This is a genomic window from Pseudovibrio exalbescens, assembly GCF_028737195.1.
Classification (GTDB): domain Bacteria; phylum Pseudomonadota; class Alphaproteobacteria; order Rhizobiales; family Stappiaceae; genus Pseudovibrio; species Pseudovibrio zosterae.
Genome location: NZ_JAQZAJ010000001.1, coordinates 1,021,899 through 1,040,590 on the forward strand (window position 1 = coordinate 1,021,899; position 18,692 = coordinate 1,040,590).

The 18,692-nt window shown below is 56.5% G+C and carries 13 protein-coding genes; 7 read left to right on the forward strand and 6 right to left on the reverse strand.

What is annotated here, in order from left to right; all coding sequences use genetic code 11:
- Window positions 1-80 precede the first annotated feature (80 nt).
- Window positions 81-1,595: a GumC family protein gene (locus tag PUV47_RS04780; RefSeq protein ID WP_274217330.1), complete on the forward strand. Its 1,515-nt coding sequence runs from the start codon at window positions 81-83 to the stop codon at window positions 1,593-1,595.
- 35 nt (window positions 1,596-1,630) lie between these two features.
- On the opposite strand, the gene PUV47_RS04785 is transcribed toward PUV47_RS04780, so the two are convergent.
- From PUV47_RS04785 to PUV47_RS04805, 5 genes are all read right to left on the reverse strand, one after another.
- Complete coding sequence (locus PUV47_RS04785) at window positions 1,631-3,238, reverse strand: sigma-54-dependent transcriptional regulator (RefSeq protein ID WP_274217331.1); 1,608 nt, start codon at window positions 3,236-3,238, stop codon at window positions 1,631-1,633.
- 61 nt (window positions 3,239-3,299) lie between these two features.
- Window positions 3,300-6,680, reverse strand: coding sequence for a PAS-domain containing protein (locus PUV47_RS04790; protein ID WP_274217332.1), 3,381 nt, complete (start codon window positions 6,678-6,680; stop codon window positions 3,300-3,302).
- Window positions 6,677-7,189, reverse strand: coding sequence for a molybdopterin-dependent oxidoreductase (locus PUV47_RS04795; RefSeq protein ID WP_274217333.1), 513 nt, complete (start codon window positions 7,187-7,189; stop codon window positions 6,677-6,679). The genes PUV47_RS04790 and PUV47_RS04795 overlap by 4 nt, the downstream gene beginning before the upstream one ends.
- 15 nt (window positions 7,190-7,204) lie before the next feature.
- Window positions 7,205-9,019 (reverse strand): sugar transferase, encoded by a 1,815-nt coding sequence (locus tag PUV47_RS04800; protein WP_274217334.1) that lies wholly within the window; start codon window positions 9,017-9,019, stop codon window positions 7,205-7,207.
- Window positions 9,016-10,092, reverse strand: coding sequence for a glycosyltransferase (locus PUV47_RS04805; RefSeq protein WP_274217335.1), 1,077 nt, complete (start codon window positions 10,090-10,092; stop codon window positions 9,016-9,018). Before PUV47_RS04805 ends, PUV47_RS04800 begins: the two co-directional genes overlap by 4 nt.
- A gap of 267 nt (window positions 10,093-10,359) precedes the next feature.
- Between PUV47_RS04805 and PUV47_RS04810 the strand changes: the two genes are divergently transcribed.
- From PUV47_RS04810 to PUV47_RS04830, 5 genes are all read left to right on the forward strand, one after another.
- Window positions 10,360-10,647 (forward strand): STAS domain-containing protein, encoded by a 288-nt coding sequence (locus PUV47_RS04810; protein WP_274217336.1) that lies wholly within the window; start codon window positions 10,360-10,362, stop codon window positions 10,645-10,647.
- Window positions 10,644-11,021 carry a hypothetical protein gene (locus PUV47_RS04815; RefSeq protein WP_274217337.1) on the forward strand — a complete coding sequence of 126 codons (378 nt, stop codon included), beginning with the start codon at window positions 10,644-10,646 and terminating at the stop codon, window positions 11,019-11,021. Before PUV47_RS04810 ends, PUV47_RS04815 begins: the two co-directional genes overlap by 4 nt.
- Entirely contained in the window at window positions 11,018-14,290 is a 3,273-nt protein-coding gene (locus tag PUV47_RS04820; RefSeq protein WP_274217338.1) for a polysaccharide biosynthesis/export family protein, read from the forward strand. The genes PUV47_RS04815 and PUV47_RS04820 overlap by 4 nt, the downstream gene beginning before the upstream one ends.
- A gap of 23 nt (window positions 14,291-14,313) precedes the next feature.
- Window positions 14,314-15,015, forward strand: a complete 702-nt coding sequence (locus tag PUV47_RS04825; protein WP_274217339.1) for a hypothetical protein — start codon at window positions 14,314-14,316, stop codon at window positions 15,013-15,015.
- Window positions 15,016-15,120: 105 nt separating this feature from the next.
- On the forward strand, window positions 15,121-15,999 hold the full coding sequence (locus PUV47_RS04830) for a hypothetical protein (protein ID WP_274217340.1): 879 nt from the start codon (window positions 15,121-15,123) through the stop codon (window positions 15,997-15,999).
- 10 nt (window positions 16,000-16,009) lie between these two features.
- Here the strand turns inward: PUV47_RS04830 and PUV47_RS04835 are convergent, their stop codons facing one another.
- On the reverse strand, window positions 16,010-17,482 hold the full coding sequence (locus tag PUV47_RS04835; RefSeq protein ID WP_274217341.1) for an ATP-binding protein: 1,473 nt from the start codon (window positions 17,480-17,482) through the stop codon (window positions 16,010-16,012).
- A 431-nt stretch (window positions 17,483-17,913) separates the two neighbouring features.
- Between PUV47_RS04835 and trhA the strand changes: the two genes are divergently transcribed.
- On the forward strand, window positions 17,914-18,600 hold the full coding sequence (trhA, locus tag PUV47_RS04840; RefSeq protein ID WP_274217342.1) for a PAQR family membrane homeostasis protein TrhA: 687 nt from the start codon (window positions 17,914-17,916) through the stop codon (window positions 18,598-18,600).
- Window positions 18,601-18,692 lie beyond the last annotated feature (92 nt).

Genomic DNA, 18,692 nt, shown 5'->3' on the forward strand with positions numbered 1-18,692 from the left:
TGAGCAATATCTGCGACAAACTATTGAGAAAACAAAAAGAAAGCAGCAGACGCAAGCGCCCATCCTCACGTAGAGTATTCATGATGATAAATGGCAAAGGCAGATCAATCCGAGACTTTTTCCTGCTTGTGCTCGAAGCGGCATGGCGTCGGCGGTACATGATCTGCATTCCCATGCTTATCCTGCCTGCAATGGCATTTTTCGTCTCCGACTATGCACCGAAGCGCTACGCAGCGACGATGACTGTGCTTGTTCAGGAACCGGCCCGGCTGAACCCATTTCTGGAAGACCTTGCAATTGGCCCCAACCTGAAAGAGCGCATGCCCGCACTTGACGCGCTGCTGCACAGTGAACATGTGCTCGGACGTGTTCTGGAAGACGTAGGGGACATTACCCCCAGCACACCTCAGCGAGAGCGGGAGTTGATGGTCCGCTCCCTTTCTACTTCGATCAATGCGCAACTGGTGGGCAACGACCTCGTGCAGCTCACCATCACGTCCACCAATCCCAATGGACTGGCGGCAAAGCTGGAGGCTGTGGGAGAGCGCTTTCTTGAACGGCTGCTCTCACCAGAAAGGTCGGCCGTCGACAAGAGTGGTACCTTCCTGGCTGAACAGCTGGCAAAACAAGAAACCTTGCTGCGTGCAAAGGAAGACGAGCTGGCTGAATTCAAAACGCTGAACGCCGACAAGCTGCCTTCCGTTTACACAGCCAACGTCCAGCGCTTGGTGACCTTACGCTCCGAGCTTGACAGCAAAAGCGTTCAGCTGGCCTCCGCGGAAGCAGAGCTAAACCACCTGAAGAAACGACTTGCCAGTACGAACCCGGCTATGGGGCGACTGGAAGAGCGCATTGTTGCCCAGACCAGCCTGCTGGCCAACCTGAGGACACGCTACACCGAGAACCACTCAGACGTGCGGGCAGCACAAGAAACGCTGCGCCAGCTCACAGAGGAGCGCAAACTGCTTTTTGATGCCGCTTCCGACCTAACAGATGCGGACCTTGACCGGCTATGGAACATGGCCGCGGGACAAGAGCTGAACGCGGACCAGAAAACGGTGCCTCTGCTTGTTTCGCAGATGCAAGCATTGCAAACGGCGGAGAGCAAGCGCGAGGCGCTGTCCAAAGACGTGGCGCTTCTGAAGAATAACATAGCCGAAATGGAAGCAAGTGTTGCCGAGTTTGGGCCAATTGAAAAACAAATGAACCGGCTTGAACGTGACATCGATCTGGCTCAGGAAACCTACAGCGAACTTTCCCGTCGCTATGAAATGGCTGAGGTGACGGGTGCGCTCGGCAAGTTTGAAGCCCCGGAGCGGGTGAAGATTGTTGATGCGGCTGAAGACCCCCAAGCCCCGATCACACCCGGTAAGGTGGTTTATGTAGCTGGCGGTATTTTCGCCGCGATCATGCTGGGGGTTGGCCTTGCTGTTGTGTTTGAAGTGCTGGACCCCACCTTGAGACGGCAAGATGAGTTTCTTGCAGCGACCAACAATCTACCCATCATCGTGCGTATGCCCCGAATGGTAGACCCCGCCACCAAACCGCGACAGACCCGCAAGGGAAAGCGCAAACCGGATCAGGAAGCCGCCTAGCGCAAACAACAGGCTGATGTGTCCGCAAGCCGCACTCAGGATTTTGCCCCAGAAGAAGACTGGGCGTCGTCCTGCGCATTTTGAGCCACCTGATCTTCAAGTTCCCATGCCTGCAGACGGCGGTAGATCGTGGAGGGGCTCACCTCCAACGCCGCAGCAGCCCTTGGAATGCTGCCATTGCAACGGTCGATGGCGTCTTCAATGGTCAGGCGAATGACTGTCTCCAGAGGCAAGATGCGTGAGGCATCACGGGACTCACTTTGGAAAGGCAAAGTCAGCGGGCTTTGTTGAGCAACCTCACCTTGCTGTCTCAACGGCGCATGAGCAGCACCGGCCTCATGACCGTAGGAAGGGGGGCTTACTCCGCTGTTCTCATCCCCATTGGCATGGAGACTTGGATGGGCTGGCGACTCAGCCACCCGATGCCCTGCGCTTGGTTGGGATTTTGGCAGGGACCGCACAGAGCCTTCTGCAATGTCGGGCGGCAGCATGTATCGCTCGAGCACATCACCGTCATTGAGCACAACAGCGCTTCGCAACACATTTTGCAACTGCCTGATGTTACCGGGCCAGGAAAAGGCCATGAGCGCCTGTTCGGCTTCCGGGCTGAAGCGGGTGAACCGCTTGCCGTCTTCCTGCGCATAGGCGCCCAGAAAGTGACGCGCCATGAGGAGAATATCCATGCCGCGGTTCCTGAGGGGCGGCAGGTCAATGGGAACGACATGAAGGCGGTAGTAAAGATCTTCCCGAAACCGACCAGCGGCAACCTCGGCCACCGGATCACGGTTGGTCGCGCAGACAATTCGCACATCCGCATCACGCAGGCGATCTTCCCCAACCCTTTGCACCTGCTTTTCCTGCAGGAAACGCAGCAGCTTGGACTGCAAGGACAGATCCATTTCACAGACCTCATCCAGAAACAAGGTGCCCTTGTCCGCTGACAAAGCGGCTCCCTTGCGATCGGAAGTCGCGCCGGTGAAAGCCCCCTTGATGTGACCAAAGATCTCGCTTTCCAAAAGGTCCTTTGGTATCGCCGCACAGTTTATGGTGACCATTGGGCCTGTGCTGCGCTTGGAAAGCTGATGCACCGCCTCAGCGCACAGCTCCTTACCGGTTCCGCTTTCTCCGCGGATGAAAACGGAGGCATTTGTGGGCGCAACAGCACGAAGCATGCGGTAAACCGCCTGCATGGACTCGGATTTTCCGATGATGTTGGACAGGCCCTGTTCCTGATCTGGCCCCTCCACCTTGCTACCCAGTTCGCTCAGCTCCCGCCGTTCCAGCGCATTGCGAATGGTGGTCCGCAGGCGATCCGCAGAAAACGGCTTCATGATGAAGTCGAACGCCCCTTCGCGCATGGCTTCAACAGCCAGATTTACCGAAGCCTGTCCGGTAATCACAACGACTTCCGAAGTCAGACCCTCGGCGCGAATGGCCTTGAGAACGTCTATGCCGTGCATGTCTGGCAGATTGACGTCGAGAACTATGACGTCCGGGACCGCAGCCTGTATCTCTTCCATCGCCTGCTGCCCGGTTTCAACACCGCGCACCCGAGCCTCCTCCTGCTTCAGGTAGGCCTTGTACGTTTGCAGCAAAGCATAGGTATCCTCGACAATGAGGATGTCCGCGGGTTGGTTTGACATCTAATCCTGCACAACAAGGTTGCATCTGGCAAAAATGCGCCAGCAAGTTCAGATGCCGACGTTAAGAAGAGGACGCAACCTCCGTCAATTCGAATTTAACGTAGGGTAATTTCTTGAGTTCTGAAACTGCAGTTCCTGCTGACTGTATAAATTCACTAGCCAATTCTAAAAGAACTTCCTGATCCGGTTCATTTTCTACTTCGGATGCAATTTTTGCTGCCTCCAATGCGCCGAATTGGGACATGAGCCCTGAAAATCTATGGGCGGTCTTTCGTAGCTGCTCAATATCGCCAGTCTCAATGCACATGTTGAACTGGTCAAAAAGTTCTTCCGAGTTGGTAAAGAATGTACTCAGCAGGCTGGCAAAAACATCCTCACCGACAGCCTCGACGATATCATTCAAGGTCTGCTGATCAATGGTCGATGATTTCTTGCCGCTATTGGCCTCGCCAGTCCGGGTCTTCGAGGATTCGTAGCTTTTTTCTTCTTGCTTTTGGGCATGTACCATTAGAATTCCTTCCCCGGCGGGGGCCGCCAGATCGTCATCTTCAAGCAGAGCCTCCAGACGGCTGAGTTCCTTTTTCCAGCCATCGTCGGGCAGCGCAAAAATATCCGGTTGGACTTCCTCGTTTTCTGCGGTCGGCGGCAGAATGTTGGCGGGCAGCTCTGCCTTCTCGACATACTTTTCACTGTCTTGGTCTTCCCGCTTGGCAACGCTTTGACGCACCACTGCCAATACGCTGTCCAGCTCCTCCCAGCTTATGGGCTTGGTGAGGTAACCTGTCAGACCAGCTGCAAAAGCAGCTTCCTTGTCTGCTGCCATCGCCTGTGCTGACAGTGCATAGATTGGCGTTGCAGACATCGGCAGACCCATCTCCCGGATTTTCCGGGTCGCGGTCATGCCATCCATGTTGGGCATCTGCATGTCCATCAAAATAAGGTCAAAATCACGGCGTCCGACCGCCTCCAGCGCCTCTACTCCGTCCTGCGCGGTGGTTACAATGTGCCCGCGTTTTTCCAATGCGGTTTTGATGACCAGCTGACTTGCGGGCGTATCTTCGGCGACCAATATCTTGAGGCGCACGGGCTCGGCAGGTTGTTCAAGGTCAAGCGTGCCCTGAATGCCCTTCCACTCAGGGTCATTTTCCGCCGCCTCACCTTCCATGGCTTCCAGCTCGATTTCGAACCAGAACTGGGAGCCGAAACCGACAGTGCTCTCGAAGCCGATCTCACCTTTCATCAGGTTGACAAGTCGCTTGCAGATGACGAGCCCAAGTCCGGCACCGGGCTCTGTCAGATCTCTATCCTGCCGCTTGCGCTCAAATGGCAAGAACAGCTGCTTTTGAACATCCAATGCAATCCCGGAACCGGTATCGTGGACCGTAAACCGCAAACGGCGCTTGCCTTCATGGATGCCAATGCCTTCAACAGCTAGGGTCACATGCCCTTGTTTGGTAAACTTGGCTGCGTTGCTCATGAAGTGGGTGAGCACCTGACCAATTCTCCCGGCATCTCCCTTGTAGATGCGCGGCAGATCAGCTGGCAGATTCAGGTCAACTTCCACATCCTTGTCGCCAACCGCATCTTCAGCAAGGCGCAAGCTCTTGTTCACGAGGCGCTGTAAATCGAACGGGCGATAGTTGAGCTTGATTTTGCCAGAGTCCAGATCGGAGAAGTCGATCGTGTCTGATATGAGACCCAACAGACGCTGACCAGACTGCTGTATTTCGGCGGTAAATCTGCGTTGATCAGATTTCAAGTCGCTGTCCGAAAGCAGGGAAGCGAACCCCATGATGGCGTTGAGGGGCGTGCGGATCTCATGGGAGATCATGGAGAGGAACTCGGATTTGGCACGGCTGGCCGTTTGGGCTTTCTCCGCCAGATCCTTAAGCTGTACGGCTTGCTTTTCCAAACGTTCATTGGCGCTTTGGATTTCCAGCGCGCGGCTCTTAGCCTCCGTAATGTCCGTGAAGACAGAAACCATCCCGCCAGTGCTTGTGCGTTGCGTTGAGAGTTGCATCCAGCGGCCATTGGCCGTGGGCTCCTGATGGCGGTAGTGAACCTGATCGGATGCCAAAGCGCTGCGGCGTTTTTTCATGCGCTCACTGATGAAAGCCTCCAAATCGTCGGGCTTTGGATATACGCGTGCTTCAACGGCAAGGCGGATCGTTTCTTCATAGGTCATGCCGCGGCGAATACGCTCGGCCTTGTCTCCGAACAGCTCGCGGAAGCGACGATTGCACAAGATAAGCCTGTCCGTCCGGTCGAACAGGACAAGGCACTCGTCCAGACTGTTCACCGCATCATCCAATATGCTGCGGGCGTGCTCGGCTTCCTTGGCCATTCTGGAGAGCTGATCTGCCTGTTGGCTCACGTGTTCTCGGGCGTGTTCCAGTTCGGCTTCCCGGCGTTTCATCTCTGTGATATCGGTGCGGATGCTAACGATCCCGCCATCTTCGGTGTGCTTGTCTGAAATCCGCACCCAGCGCCCATCGCTCAGCTTCATTTCATAGGTAGCGACCGGCTTGCGCCGCGACTGCTGACGATGCTCCAGCCACTGGGCCAAGCCCTGGCCTTGCAGGTCAAACTCGTTGTTTTCCGCACCGTATTTCAGGACATCCATGTAGGGGACACCTGCGCGCAACGCAGCTGCGGAGATCTTGTAGATATGGGTGAACTTCTGGTTCCAGAGCACAACACGGTCTTGTGCATCACATAACAGGAAGCCCTCGTTGATGTTCTCAACAGCATCGGAAAGGCGTTGACGGGCGGAGCTGGCCTTCTCCTGCGCCTCAAGGGTTTTCCGAAGAAGCTTGTTGGTGTGCATCTCATAGTACACCAAGAAGCCCATGAGGCCCATGAGCGAGGCGATAGCCAATCCGCTGAACCAGACGAGTTTTTGCAGCATTTCGCTCATCTCGTTCTTGACGCGCAGACGCTGCTCGATATCCCAGCGAAGGCTTGCCAGCGTCACGTCCCGCAAGTTCTGAGGATAGGGGTTGAAGCGCTCTCTGATCTGCAGATAGGTGGCCAGATCGTCGGCCTGCAATTGCCGTACTGCGCCTTCAACGTCTATCAGTGTTTTTTCAAGACTTCCAACGACGCCCTGAAGACCCATTATTGACGTGATCTCCTGCTTCAGACGCCCGGTCTTGTAAAGCTCCATGCGGCTCCAAAGCAGGTCGAAGCGCAGCAGCATGTCGGCCTGACTTATGCTGTCATTGCCCAACATGAAACCATCAAGGGCGTTCAAAAAACGAGCCAAATCCAGCTCGGTCTGAGCTGCGGTCCAGACGGCATTTTCCGTGACGGTGCGCGTGAGTTTCTGCTCCACTTGCTCATACTTGAAGGCCGTGTAGCCGGTTAGCCCTACCAGGCCGCAGAAGAGCAGAAACAAACTGATTACGACGATGCGCCCGCGCGCGGAAAAATGCTTCATCATTTGACGTGGAGCTCCCTAACCTGCCAGATCCACTTGTGGTCCTCGGAGACTAAAGGGTGCTGATCTTTGGGGTAAACGACCCAGAGCGGGCCCTTGTCGCGAACGCTTAACGGCTTGCCGTTCATTTCCGCTGCGAGAATAACCGGATACTCTTTGAGTTCGGAAACATCCAACTCAACCCGGTAATCGTTGAGCGCCACTGCTTCCACCTTGGTGCCATTGGCCCCAACGCGTTCCAGGATATCGCTGATGCGCGTGCCATCGAACCGCTGTCTGCCGTCCGTCCAGGTGGTGTGGGTCAGAACGGTTTGAGAGCCGAGGGACGCCAGTGCGTCACGGTCGAACTTGGCAACCGCCCCATCGGTTGTCTTGTCAATGTCGCCGCTCACCACAAGGATGACCGGACCGTTGGGCGCGCTCAGCTCTTCCGCGTCGCTGGAGAGCGCGAACAATGAGAGTGCGCAGGCAGCCACAGCACCAAAAACAATGTTCTTTTGCAGAGGAAGCATCGGCGGTTTCTCCTTTTACTGACCGCGACCCGTCACCATCACAACGAATGTTCGCAGGATGATGGAGAGGTCTGTCTTGAACCATTCCCAAGGGGTAACAAGCTGCATGGCGTAGGCGTGATCGTGCATGACCTTGGAGCGCACATCTTCAACATCCTCATCGTAGCCCTGCTCGACTTGAGCAAGGCCCGTAATGCCGGGGCGCAAACCATAGGTACGCTCGATGTAAAACGGGATTTGATCCTCAAGCCGTTCAAAGAACACAGGACGTTCCGGACGCGGGCCCACAACGGACATTTCACCTCTCAGCACATTGAGGCACTGGGGCAGCTCGTCCAACCGAGACTTGCGCAGGAAACGGCCGATCCGTGTGACGCGAGGATCTCCTTTTGTTGCCCACTGCGCGCCGTGCTTTTCGGCGTCTGTGCGCATACTGCGGAACTTGGTCAGCAAGAACAGGTTGGTGCGGTCTGGCAGGCGCTCGCCAACACGGTACTGGCGATAGAAGATCGGGCCCGGGGAATCCAACTTGATGATTATCGCCAGAGGAACAAACAGGATCGCCATCACAACAAACGCTGCCACAGCGAGGGTGACGTCCATCACCCGTTTTCCCATTCTGGCAAGTGGATGAATGAAGTCAGGCACGCCAGTGTTGTCCGCCGCGCGGCGCCAAGGTTTGCGGGCTCCAAAAACATACTGACAGCAGCCGAGAAACGCCGCCACCTGACCGCCCAGCGCATAACCAACAGCAGAAAAGGGGCGCAGCAGTTTGGGAAGATCGCCGTCTGTTACCGCCTCATAGATATTGACCGCCATCGCGACAAGAACGCCCGCCATTACCAGCTGAGCCAGCAGCGCGCCTTGCAGCGCAAGCACGGCACAGGAGAGCAGGAACGCAACCATCAGGATCGGCGTGAAGGCCCGCAGCCCCTTGCCTGACAGATAGATAAAAGCCAAGGCCGGTTTCTTGAGATCAGCAAGGCGCCAAAGCCAAATGGCCTGCTGCAGGTTTCCCGCGCCAATGCGCAGCCGGCGGCGCAAATCGGTCTCGCGGCTGGCGGCCTCTGTTTCTGTGGCAACTAGCGATAGATCGTAGATGGCGCGATAGCCATCCTCGACGATCTGCATGGGGATGAGCACATCGTCGTTGATCGTGGATGGAGGAATGGCCCGCCAGGCGGAGCGGCGGATGGCATAAAATGCACCGTGAGCGCCGAAAGGAGCGGCCACGGAGGCCTCCGCCTCCTTCAACCAGCGTTGATAGGACCAGTAGGCATGTTCTCCGCTATCTTCGGTCTCCAGTTCATAGGTGGCGCAAACCACGCCGACATCGGGATCTGCAAACTCGTCCGCGACGCGCCAGAGCGCATCCGGTTCAACAACTGCAGAAACATCCGTCAGGACAATGATGTCAGCCGTGCTTTCAGAAATGGCCTGATTGAGAACGGCGACTTTGCCGCGGTTGTAGTGCCATTCGCTGAGTGAGAGCGCAGCGGTTGAGAGGCCCTCGTCCTGAAGCTCTTTCAAGGTTCTCTTGGCAATGGGATATGTCTCATCGGTGCAGCCATCAAAAATGATCGAAACCTTGAGCTGGCCTGCTGGATAGTCCAGTTGAGCGCAGTTGCGCAGTTTTGCCGCAATGCCCGGCGCCTCGTTGTAAGCCGGGATGATCACCTCGATGCTTGGCGGCTGAGTGCGATCTACCTTCTGAAACTTTGGCTGGCGTGGTTCTGAACGTGACGCCATTTGCCGAAGAACAGCCGGATAAACCAGACCGTGATAGGCCATCAAAGCGCCGGAACCGAGGGCAACGAGTTCTGCGGTCAAAGCGGTACCCCTTGAGCTAGAGAGTCGTAAGCACTCAGCGTGTCGCGCCAATCAAAACGGCGGCGCACGAATTTTACAGGTGCATCGGTTTGTGGCGCTTCTGACTGGATCAGGAGCGCTGTGGCGAGCGCACTTTCATCTTCCGGCGGCACAACCTGACTGGCCTCTGGACATACTGCATCCGGCAGGGCTCCTACTCGGGTCGCGACGACAGGAACGTTTGCGGCCTGAGCCTCAATAACTGTGAGCGGCAGCCCTTCCTCTCGGGATGGCACCGCCAACACATCAAAAGCGGGCATCAAGGCATTCACTTCCGCCACATTGCCAAGGAAAGTCACGCGGTGATTGATCCCCAGCGCAGCGGCTTGCGCTTCAAGCGCTTCGCGCTCGGTGCCATCACCAGCAAGGGCCAGATGGAAGCTCTCGGGAAGATGGCTGATGGCATCAAGAAGCACATCAAACCCCTTGACCCTTTCAAGACGTCCGACGCCTCCAATGAGACGCGACCGCTCTGGCAAACCGAACTTTTCTCTGGCCGCACGTTTGTCCCCGGGACAGAAAACAGTCATGTCCACCCCATTTGGGATGACGTAGACCTTCTTCTTACCCGTGAGACGCTCTACTTCTTTCGCGACCGGGAGGCTGACAGCGGTAACGATGGGCCGAAGCAGCTGGAAAGCTGCCTTGGTCAAGAACAGTTGGCGGCCATCGCGTAGGTGCCAGGCATCATGCTCGACCTGCATGATGTGGGGCACGCGCACCAGACGGGCGGCCAGGCCCCCGTAAAGTAACGGACCGATATGATGTGTGAAAACTGCCGCCGGTTTGTCCCGCTTCAAGGCTCGGCGAAGTTTCCCGACAACCGACAAATCCCAACCGTTGTTCTTGTCGAAGTAAACAGGCTCAACACCGTAGCGCTGCGCAAGTGCAAGGCCCGCAGTGCCCGCTTCTGGCGCTCCTTCCAAGACGTAAACACGGGTGTGCGCAGGATTGGCTGCACATAAACGCATCACCAGCAGCTCGATGCCGCCGGGGGCAAGTTTTTGAATGATATGGATCGCTCTTATTGTCATTCGTTGGGATCCTGAGATGCGCTAGGACGCGGTTCCCCAACTACTTCGCAACGCTCGTGCCAATCGAAACCCCCTCGAAAATGTGCGGGATTTGCGCCGCGCTATAGATCTTCGCTATTTGCAAAGAATGCCTCTAAAAATTGCCAGTGTCATAGCTAACGCCCCGAATTCCTGCGGTTTTCCCGGGCATGGGAATTGCTAGATGATTGGCGTAGTGCCCCGCGTACACGGGACCATGGTCGGCAAATAACAACAAGGATCTGAATAATGGCCGAAGTGATTTCCATGCCTAAAGATATGGATGCAGCCGAAATTGACCGCATGCGCGATACGCTCGACAGCCTCGCCAACAAGAAAACAGATGTGACACTGGATCTGGCCGAGACGACCTTCATCGATTCCTCTGGAATCGGTGCGATTGTGTTTCTTTTCAAGCGGCTCAGCATGGCTGGCTGTGAGTTGAAACTTGTCCACGTTTCAGGTCAGCCTCTCAGGCTGTTGAAACACTTGAAACTGACCAACAGGATTACTGTGGAGGGTGATGCAGCCGCATGAACCGGACTCGGGTGTCATGGCCCATGGCGCTGCGATGGGCTGCGCTTATTCTCTTAGTCTCCATGACACCCGGTTGCACCTGGTGGCCCGATTCCGGCTCCGGTGGCGCTGCCGAACGCTTTACAACAGACCAGCGCTCTATCCGCTCCTATGAGATCATCTTAACTGATCTGGAGCGCCGTGGCGCCGACCGCTGGGCGGCTGTGGACATGAAGCGTGCTCGGGCGCAACTGGTCAAAGCCAAGCAAGCTGCGGCTGGCGGCCTTGCCTATGATGCGGAAGAAGATCTTGCACTCCTGTGGTTCCAGCTTCAGATCATTGAAAAGAAACTGAACCGGCTTGAACAAGCTGGCCACACGGCGGTGCGGTCATGAAAGTGCTTGTCCGCTGCGTCTCGGTCTTGCTTGTTCTGCTCTTTGCTTCAACGTTGAAGGCGCAAGACTTGCCAGACAATGCACCTTTGCAAGTTGGAGATCAGATAACAATCTTTCTTCCCGGCGAAGCCGGTTTTGATGAGCCGTTCACCATCCAGAACAACGGCACAATCAATCTGCCGGAAGTGGGAGAAGTGAGCATCACAGGCATGACCCTGCCTGAAGCACTGGAGGCCATACGTGGCACTCTCTCCCGTGCATATCGTCAGCTCGATCAGCTTTCCGTCTCACTGTTCAAACGCAATTTGATCGTCACCGTTCTTGGATACGTGTCCTCGCCCGGAGAATATGTTCTTGACGAAGATGCCAACGTGCAGATTGCGTTGGCAGCCGCTGGCGGCCTTCGTCAGGGGGCGCAGCTTGACAGCATCCAGCTGCGCCGGGGGAGCAACATCGAGCGGTTTGACTACAAGCGCTATCTGGACACGGGCGATCTGCGCTTGATCCCCCCTTTGCAAACGCAGGATGTGATTTTTGTCCCGGCCTCCCCGTTGATTGGCAATGTGCAGATCGACTTTGATGGCCGCTGGCTTGCGGAAGCCGGAGACGCCGCAGATGAACAAACCTCCATCAAGGTGATGGGGGAAGTGAACAACCCGGCCAACTTCGCCCACAGGGACGGAGCGACCATTATTGACTACTTGATGCGGGCGGGCGGCGTGACCCGCTTTGCCAGTGTCGAGCAGATCCGGGTGATCAACGGTGACACCCCTGTGCTCTTCAACATGCAGCGCTATCTGGATACGGGAAACAGCACCTTTCTCGTCGACATCGCGCCCGGAGCGACCATCTATGTGCCACTGCAAAAGGACGAAATCCGCGCGGGGCAAAGCACGATCTACGTGATGGGAGAAGTGGCCAAACCCGGTGCCTACGAGGGCCGGGATGACGCGACTTTCATCGACATTCTGGCCAATGCCGGTGGTCCGACACGGTTTGCGGACACACGCAACATTCGCTTGATCCGGTCTGACGGCACGGTGGAGATGGTGGACCTTGTGGCATTTACTGAGCGCGGCGGTGTTGATTTGCCTGACGTTGCACCGGGAGATGCGCTGTTTGTTCCCGAGAAGACCGAGGTGGAGGACACTTCCTGGCTGAAGACCCCTCCAGAGCGTGCCATTGAAATCATCGGAGCCGTGAACAGTCCCGGCCGGTACGAATGGGCCAATGAAATGAGCCTGTTCGACCTTGTTGCACAAGCAGGTGGCCCCACCGCCGATGCGGACATCGCCAATATCCAAGTGGTCTCCAAGGACGGCGACTGGGCCAACTCCCAACGCTTTGACATGGAGGCGTTTCTAGAGCGCGGTGGCAGCTTTTCTGAAGTGCCGCGCCTTGATGCAGGCTCCATCATTCTGGTGCCGGACCGACGGACTGGCGAGCAGGAACTGAAAGGCCTCATGGTTCGGGTGATGGGCTATGTGAACACGCCCGGCGAAGTTGACCTTCCCCTTGGTGCCAACATTCAACAGGCCATAACCGCAGCTGGCGGGCTGCGCCAAGGGGCCCAACTTGACAAGATGCAGCTGCGCCGAGCCAACGACCTTCTGATCGTATTCAACTACAAAGAATACCTTGATACCGGCCGCCCTGATGCACTTCCGGACCTTGAAGAAGGGGACGAGGTTTTTGTGCCCTCCAGCCCGCTTACAGGCAATGTGGAGGTAGAGTTTGATGGCCGGACGCTCTCAGAACGAGGGGATGGCGGCGACATCAATACTGCGATCAAAGTGTTTGGTGAGGTCAACACACCCGGCAGCTTCTCGTTTGATGAGGAAGCCACAGTGGTAGACTACCTGATGCGAGCGGGCGGCATTAGCGGCTCCGCCAACATTCAGGATATACGGGTCCTCAGCGGCGGCGAGCCGGTGTTGTTTGATCTTCAACGCTATCTGGACACCGGCAATCTGGATGCCGTGCCAGCGCTGGCACCGGGGGCAACGGTGTTTGTGCCACCGATGGCTGAAAACACGCTCTCCGGAGACAGCTACGTTTATGTGATGGGCGAAGTTGCAGCGCCCGGTGCCTTCACCTATCGCCCGCGCACCTCGTTCATTGACCTTCTGGCCAACTCTGGTGGCCCGACCCGGTTTTCGGACACACGTCAGATCCGCCTCATTCGCGCTGATGGCAGTGTTGAAATGATAGACCTTCAACGGTTTACAGAAGGCGACACGACAGTGCTGCCAGAAATCCGCGCAGGCGACGCGATTTTCGTGCCGGAAAAGGCTGAAACTCAGGAAATATCGTGGCTGAAGGTGCCGCCCGAACGGGCAATCGAAGTGATCGGTGCGGTCTACAAACCGGGTAGGTTTGAATGGTCCCCCGAGATGACGCTTTTTGACATCATCGCGCAGGCAGGCGGACCAAACGCGCAGGCGGACCTTTCCGACTTGCAGATTGTCTATCGCCGTGACGGGAGAGCTCAAACTGTTCGGTTTGACGCCGACCGCTTCTTGAAGTTTGGCGGCAGCCTGTCTCAGGTGCCACAGCTTGAAGCCAGTTCCATTGTCGTCGTGCCCGAGCTGCCGCAGGACCCAACTGACAACAAATCTCAATGGGTGCGGCAGGCACCTGAAGATTCAATCTACATCATGGGTGCGGTGGGTGCGCCGGGCCGCTACGCTTTCAACGACCAGATGCACTTCCTCGACATCTTGAACGCAGCGGATGGCCCCCGCGTTTCGGCTGATTTGCGCAATGTGCGCGTAACACATCGCAGTGAACCCGGCGCGGTGGTCAGCAAGGTCAATCTCGCGCTCTATCTGGAAACAGGGGATGACAGCATTTTGCCCCACGTGCGCAATGGGGACCTGATTTATGTGCCAGATCAAGACCGGCAGTGGCTGGAAATCCCGAAGGAGACCACTGTGCGGGTATTGGGCGCTGTCGGATCGCCGGGGCGCTATGAGTACACCAGTGACATGACCATACTGGACTTGCTGGCAGAAGCAGGGGGACCACAAACCGACGCTCTGGTCGAGAAGATCTTGATCGTGAATCTGTCTTGCTGCCGAGATCAAGCCCGCCTGTTCAACCTTCTGGATTTTGCGAAAACAGGCAACATGAAGCAGCTGCCGGTGGTGCGGCCCGGTGATACCATCTTCGTACCGGACGTTTCCCGGAGCAACTGGCGGCAGGTCTTTGACAAGTTTCAGGATATCGTCTCTGCACTCAGTGTGTTTGCGCTGTTTAGCGGCCTCTAGCGACAGGCAGGAGGACAGCTCCCATGGATATGTTTGACCCTTCAACCCTTGAGATCGAGCGGATCTACGCCTCCAGCTTGGGGCTTGGTTTACGGACCATCGGAGTTACAGCTACGACTTGGGACAGCGGGACCACAAGCCTTGCCAAGTCCCTCGCCTCACGTTCTGCCCTTGCAGAACAAAAAACACTTTACGTGGATCTCACAACACCCGTTCGAGCGGAAGGCGATCCAAGTGAGGGGGAGTGGCAGCCGCATCTTTCCGGCCCCGGTCAGGCCATTCAAACCGGCGGGGATGAACCCTATGACCGGCTGATCCTGCACGCTGACTTGAAGGATGCAATGGCAGTGCGAGACCGCGACCGGCTCAAGATTGCCTTTAACAGCGACCTGATCCGATACCGCGCCATTGTGGTGGACCTGCCCCCTATCCCCCGCTCCAATCCGGCAGCGCTTCCATCCAACATCGGCGCGGCCTCCTGCGAGGGGATCGTGCTGATCGGCCTCGTTGGGGCTGTTACAGAGGAAACCCTGAGCCAAAGCTACGAAGCCATCCGTGCCACCGGAACCCAATTGCTAGGCATGGTACTGAACGACCGCGATGCGCCGACTTTAGGTCAAGAAATGGCGCGCGAGGCCCTGAGGTTCCGCCGTGTCTTCCCATGGCTTGCCAATGGGCTTGCAAGCAAGGCCTTGAAGTCGAAGCTTTTGAACTCCCGTCCATAACCCGCCCGCGTCTCTTGCGAACCCACGGCGACACCAGATAGACTGGTGCGCATCACAGCCAGCCTTCGCCAGCTATTAACACGCGCCAGACGACCGGGATCCCTGATGCGAGGGTATGCAGACGCTTCGAAACACCAAAAAGACGATGAGCGGTTCAACCCAGAAGCCGCCAGCCTTCCCTATCGGTTTACTGAGCTGGTGGAGCGCTCTGCGCCGGGTGCCCGACCGCTTCTTGAGAAGCGGCTGATTGTTCCCTACAGCGGCATAGCCGCAATGGCAGAGCTTCGCGACTACGACAGCCTTGAGCGCAACTGTTCTGCATGGATCCAGCCACTTCTTCAACATTTTATGGAGGAGCGCGGGGCTACAACGGTAAAGATTGCAGCCTCTCAAGCGCTCAAAAGCTTGGCGCAAAGCCTGCTCAACCGCATGGTCGTGAACTACCTCTTGACCGGCCGTGCTCCACGCGTTGGCGAACTGCGCTTCCTTCCAAGAGGCAAAGCGCCGTGGATAGAGCTGTTTCTGGATCCTCGTATTATGCCTGAGGAAGTGGACTTTGACCCGGACAAAGGACCATCAGAACTGTTTCAGCTCTCCATCACGATCGAGAACATCGTGAACGTCCTCCACGCAGCGCTTGGACGTCGCAAGACGCCGAAGCCCGTGTTCTTCTCAAGTGTTGCACTCGCCATCTTAAGCCCCCTCATGGTCGCCCGCCGCCATGGCGCGCATCCGCAAGAGGTTGCCTCCCTGATGCGGCGATTGCTGCCCGCACTTGGAAAAGACATCAACTCAGGCGTTGTGTGGCGACAACGGGTACTCGATGGGCGAACTGAGTACGCCCCTCGGCGCAAGGCCTGTTGTCTCAAGTATGCGCTACCAGACAAGCCCCATTTGTGCTCCACCTGTTCGCGCAGACCAGAGACACTGTTCTTTGAGAAGGTTCCAGTGCTCGGCGGCCATGACACCGCCGACGGTCGCTAGCCGGTCTCTATCAAGAGGCCAGTTTTGTCGCGGTTTGGCGGCCCAAGTCCGGCAGAGTGACAATGCGATTACCGCGGAGGTCGCTTGCGCAAATGATGAAACCGCGCTCTTCCATATGGGTCAGAAGCCAGCGGGCTCGCCCCGGAGACCTGGTGCCATAGGCCTTGGCGATTTCCAGATCTGCCGGGCATGGTTGCTCGGCAAGCGCGGCTTTCGCCAACAGCAAATAGACGCCGCGCATTTCTTCAGGCAACTGCGAGGCGACAATCTCCACCTGCCCCCAGTCGCCCTCTGCAACTTCCTTCTTATCCACGCCAGCGCGCGCCACAGAGAGCAGACGACGGAACCTTGGCAGGTCTGGGCACTTGATCCGCTCAATTCGGCAACGCACTTGAAAGTCCTGATAGAGCTGCGATACCGGCTGGAACGCTGCATCGGGATCTTCCAACATGCTGGCCAGAATTTCTTCCAGTTGAGCGTTCTTTTCCTCAAGGTTGAAGAGGTCTTCCGGGTCGGTTTCCGGCTCAGCCTGTGCTGCCTGAATTTGCGCGGCGGCAGTGCGCGAGAGCTGCTGCATCACATCCTTTGCAGAAGGAGCAGCAATGCGGTTCGAATGCAGGACCGGGTCATTTTCAGAAGCCGTAAAAATAAGTTCGGCGGCATTGTCGGTCTGCTGTTCCGGCAGCGGCATGAGCTTGGTGGAACCATTTCGGCCCGAAGTGACCACCTCGCCAATTTTAGCCCGTTCCGGACGGCGAGAAATTGCCGGCCCCAAGGCGATAAAGTGACCACGGTCCAGGTTTCGGAATTGCTCTGCCTGACGGCGCTCCATACCGAGCAGGTCTGAAGCGCGCTGCATGTCGATATCAAGGAAGGTACGGCCCATGAAGAAATTTGTTGCTTCCGCAGCAACATTCTTCGCCAGCTTTGCCAAGCGCTGGGTCGCAATTACCCCGGCAAGGCCGCGTTTACGGCCACGGCACATGAGGTTGGTCATTGCCGTCAGAGACAGGCGGCGCGCTTCTTCGCCGTAATCCCCGGCGCCGCTTGGTGCAAACAGCTGCGCTTCATCCACGACCACCAGGACCGGGTACCAATAGTTGCGGTCGATATCAAACAAGCCATTCAGAAACGCAGCCGCCGCTTTCAACTGCTTGTCCGGTTCCAGCTCTTCCATATTCAGGATGACAGAAATGCGGTGTTGGCGCACACGGGCAGCGATCATGGTCAGTTCCCGCTCGCTCATGGTGGCGTCAATAACCACGTGGCCGAAGTGGTCCGCCAGCATCACGAAGTCACCTTCCGGGTCGATGACGACCTGCTGAACCCACGGCGCACTCTGCTCCATCAACCGTCGCAGCAGATGTGACTTTCCTGAGCCAGAGTTACCCTGAACCAGAAGGCGCGTCGCCAGTAATTCTTCCAGATCGATTGTTGAAGAAGTGCCGTTTGGCTTAGTCCCCATTTCGATCGTAACTGTCATGTACCTTCTCTTTCAGCAGCGCGTTGGAACCGGCAATGATAGCGTGCCGTCTCCGGCCAAACAGGATTTCCTGAGCGGCGCGGCACAGCAAGAGCCGTCCGTACCATTGCGTTGCCACGGGAGCTCAACTTCAAAACCTTGGAATCTGCGCTTGGGTGCGCTCGCAGCCTTTATGCCAGCAAACGGCACGATTCGAGGAGGGGAGATTAATCCACCTGTTGATGACAGCTCAAACCTGCCCACATACCCACAGGAGATGGTGCCATGCCTCATTGTTCACCGGTGAGATACCATCATTGGATAAACTTCCGCTAGGTGACGCTTTCGTCATGAAATCAACATGAGAGCTGCGCAATATCAAAACTCGACGTTTGACCTATTCATGAAAATGGCAGTTGCCCCTGCCACTTGTTTTTGGCCTAAATGAACGTATGACCAGATCAGATCTTATACCGGTTGCTCCCCGACATACTCCGAGAACAGAGACCAGAGGCGAACTCATTGCCGATGGTATCATTCATGTGTTGGGCATTGCACTAGGAGCCGCAGCAACAACGGCATTCATCATTTTGCTCTGGTCCTATGAAGACCCGGCGCGAAAGATCAGCATCTTCATTTATGCTGGTTGCCTCATGACCATGTTGATCTGCTCGGCTACCTACAACATTTTGGCCAAGGACAATCGTATCGGCATTCTCAGACGCTTGGATCACTCGGCGATTTTCCTCATGATTGCCGGCACTTACACGCCGCTCTGCCTGATGGTTCTGGGAGGCTGGACAGGCACCATTCTGCTCGCCGTGGTTTGGTCGGGTGCTGTTGCGGGCGCCACCATCAAGATCTTTCACATGCACCGATTTGAGCGGCTCACCGTTCCGATCTATCTCGCGCTCGGATGGGCGGCAATTTTCGCTATTGTCCCGCTGTATCAGCAAGCTTCAACTGCAGGGTTCGTGTTTCTGGTCGTCGGCGGCGGCCTATATACTGTCGGCACGTTATTCTACGTCTGGAAGACCCTGCCCTATCAGAACGCCATCTGGCATGGTTTCGTTCTTAGCGCCGCCATATGCCATTTTGTATCAATCCTGATTGATACGGTCGTGCCGGTTCTGGCCTAGGCAACTTGCAATAAGTTCACCGGCTTATTGAAATTCTCTCACCCAAAGACAGCATTGCGCCTTTGGCAGGGCTTCCGCTACAACTGAGTGCT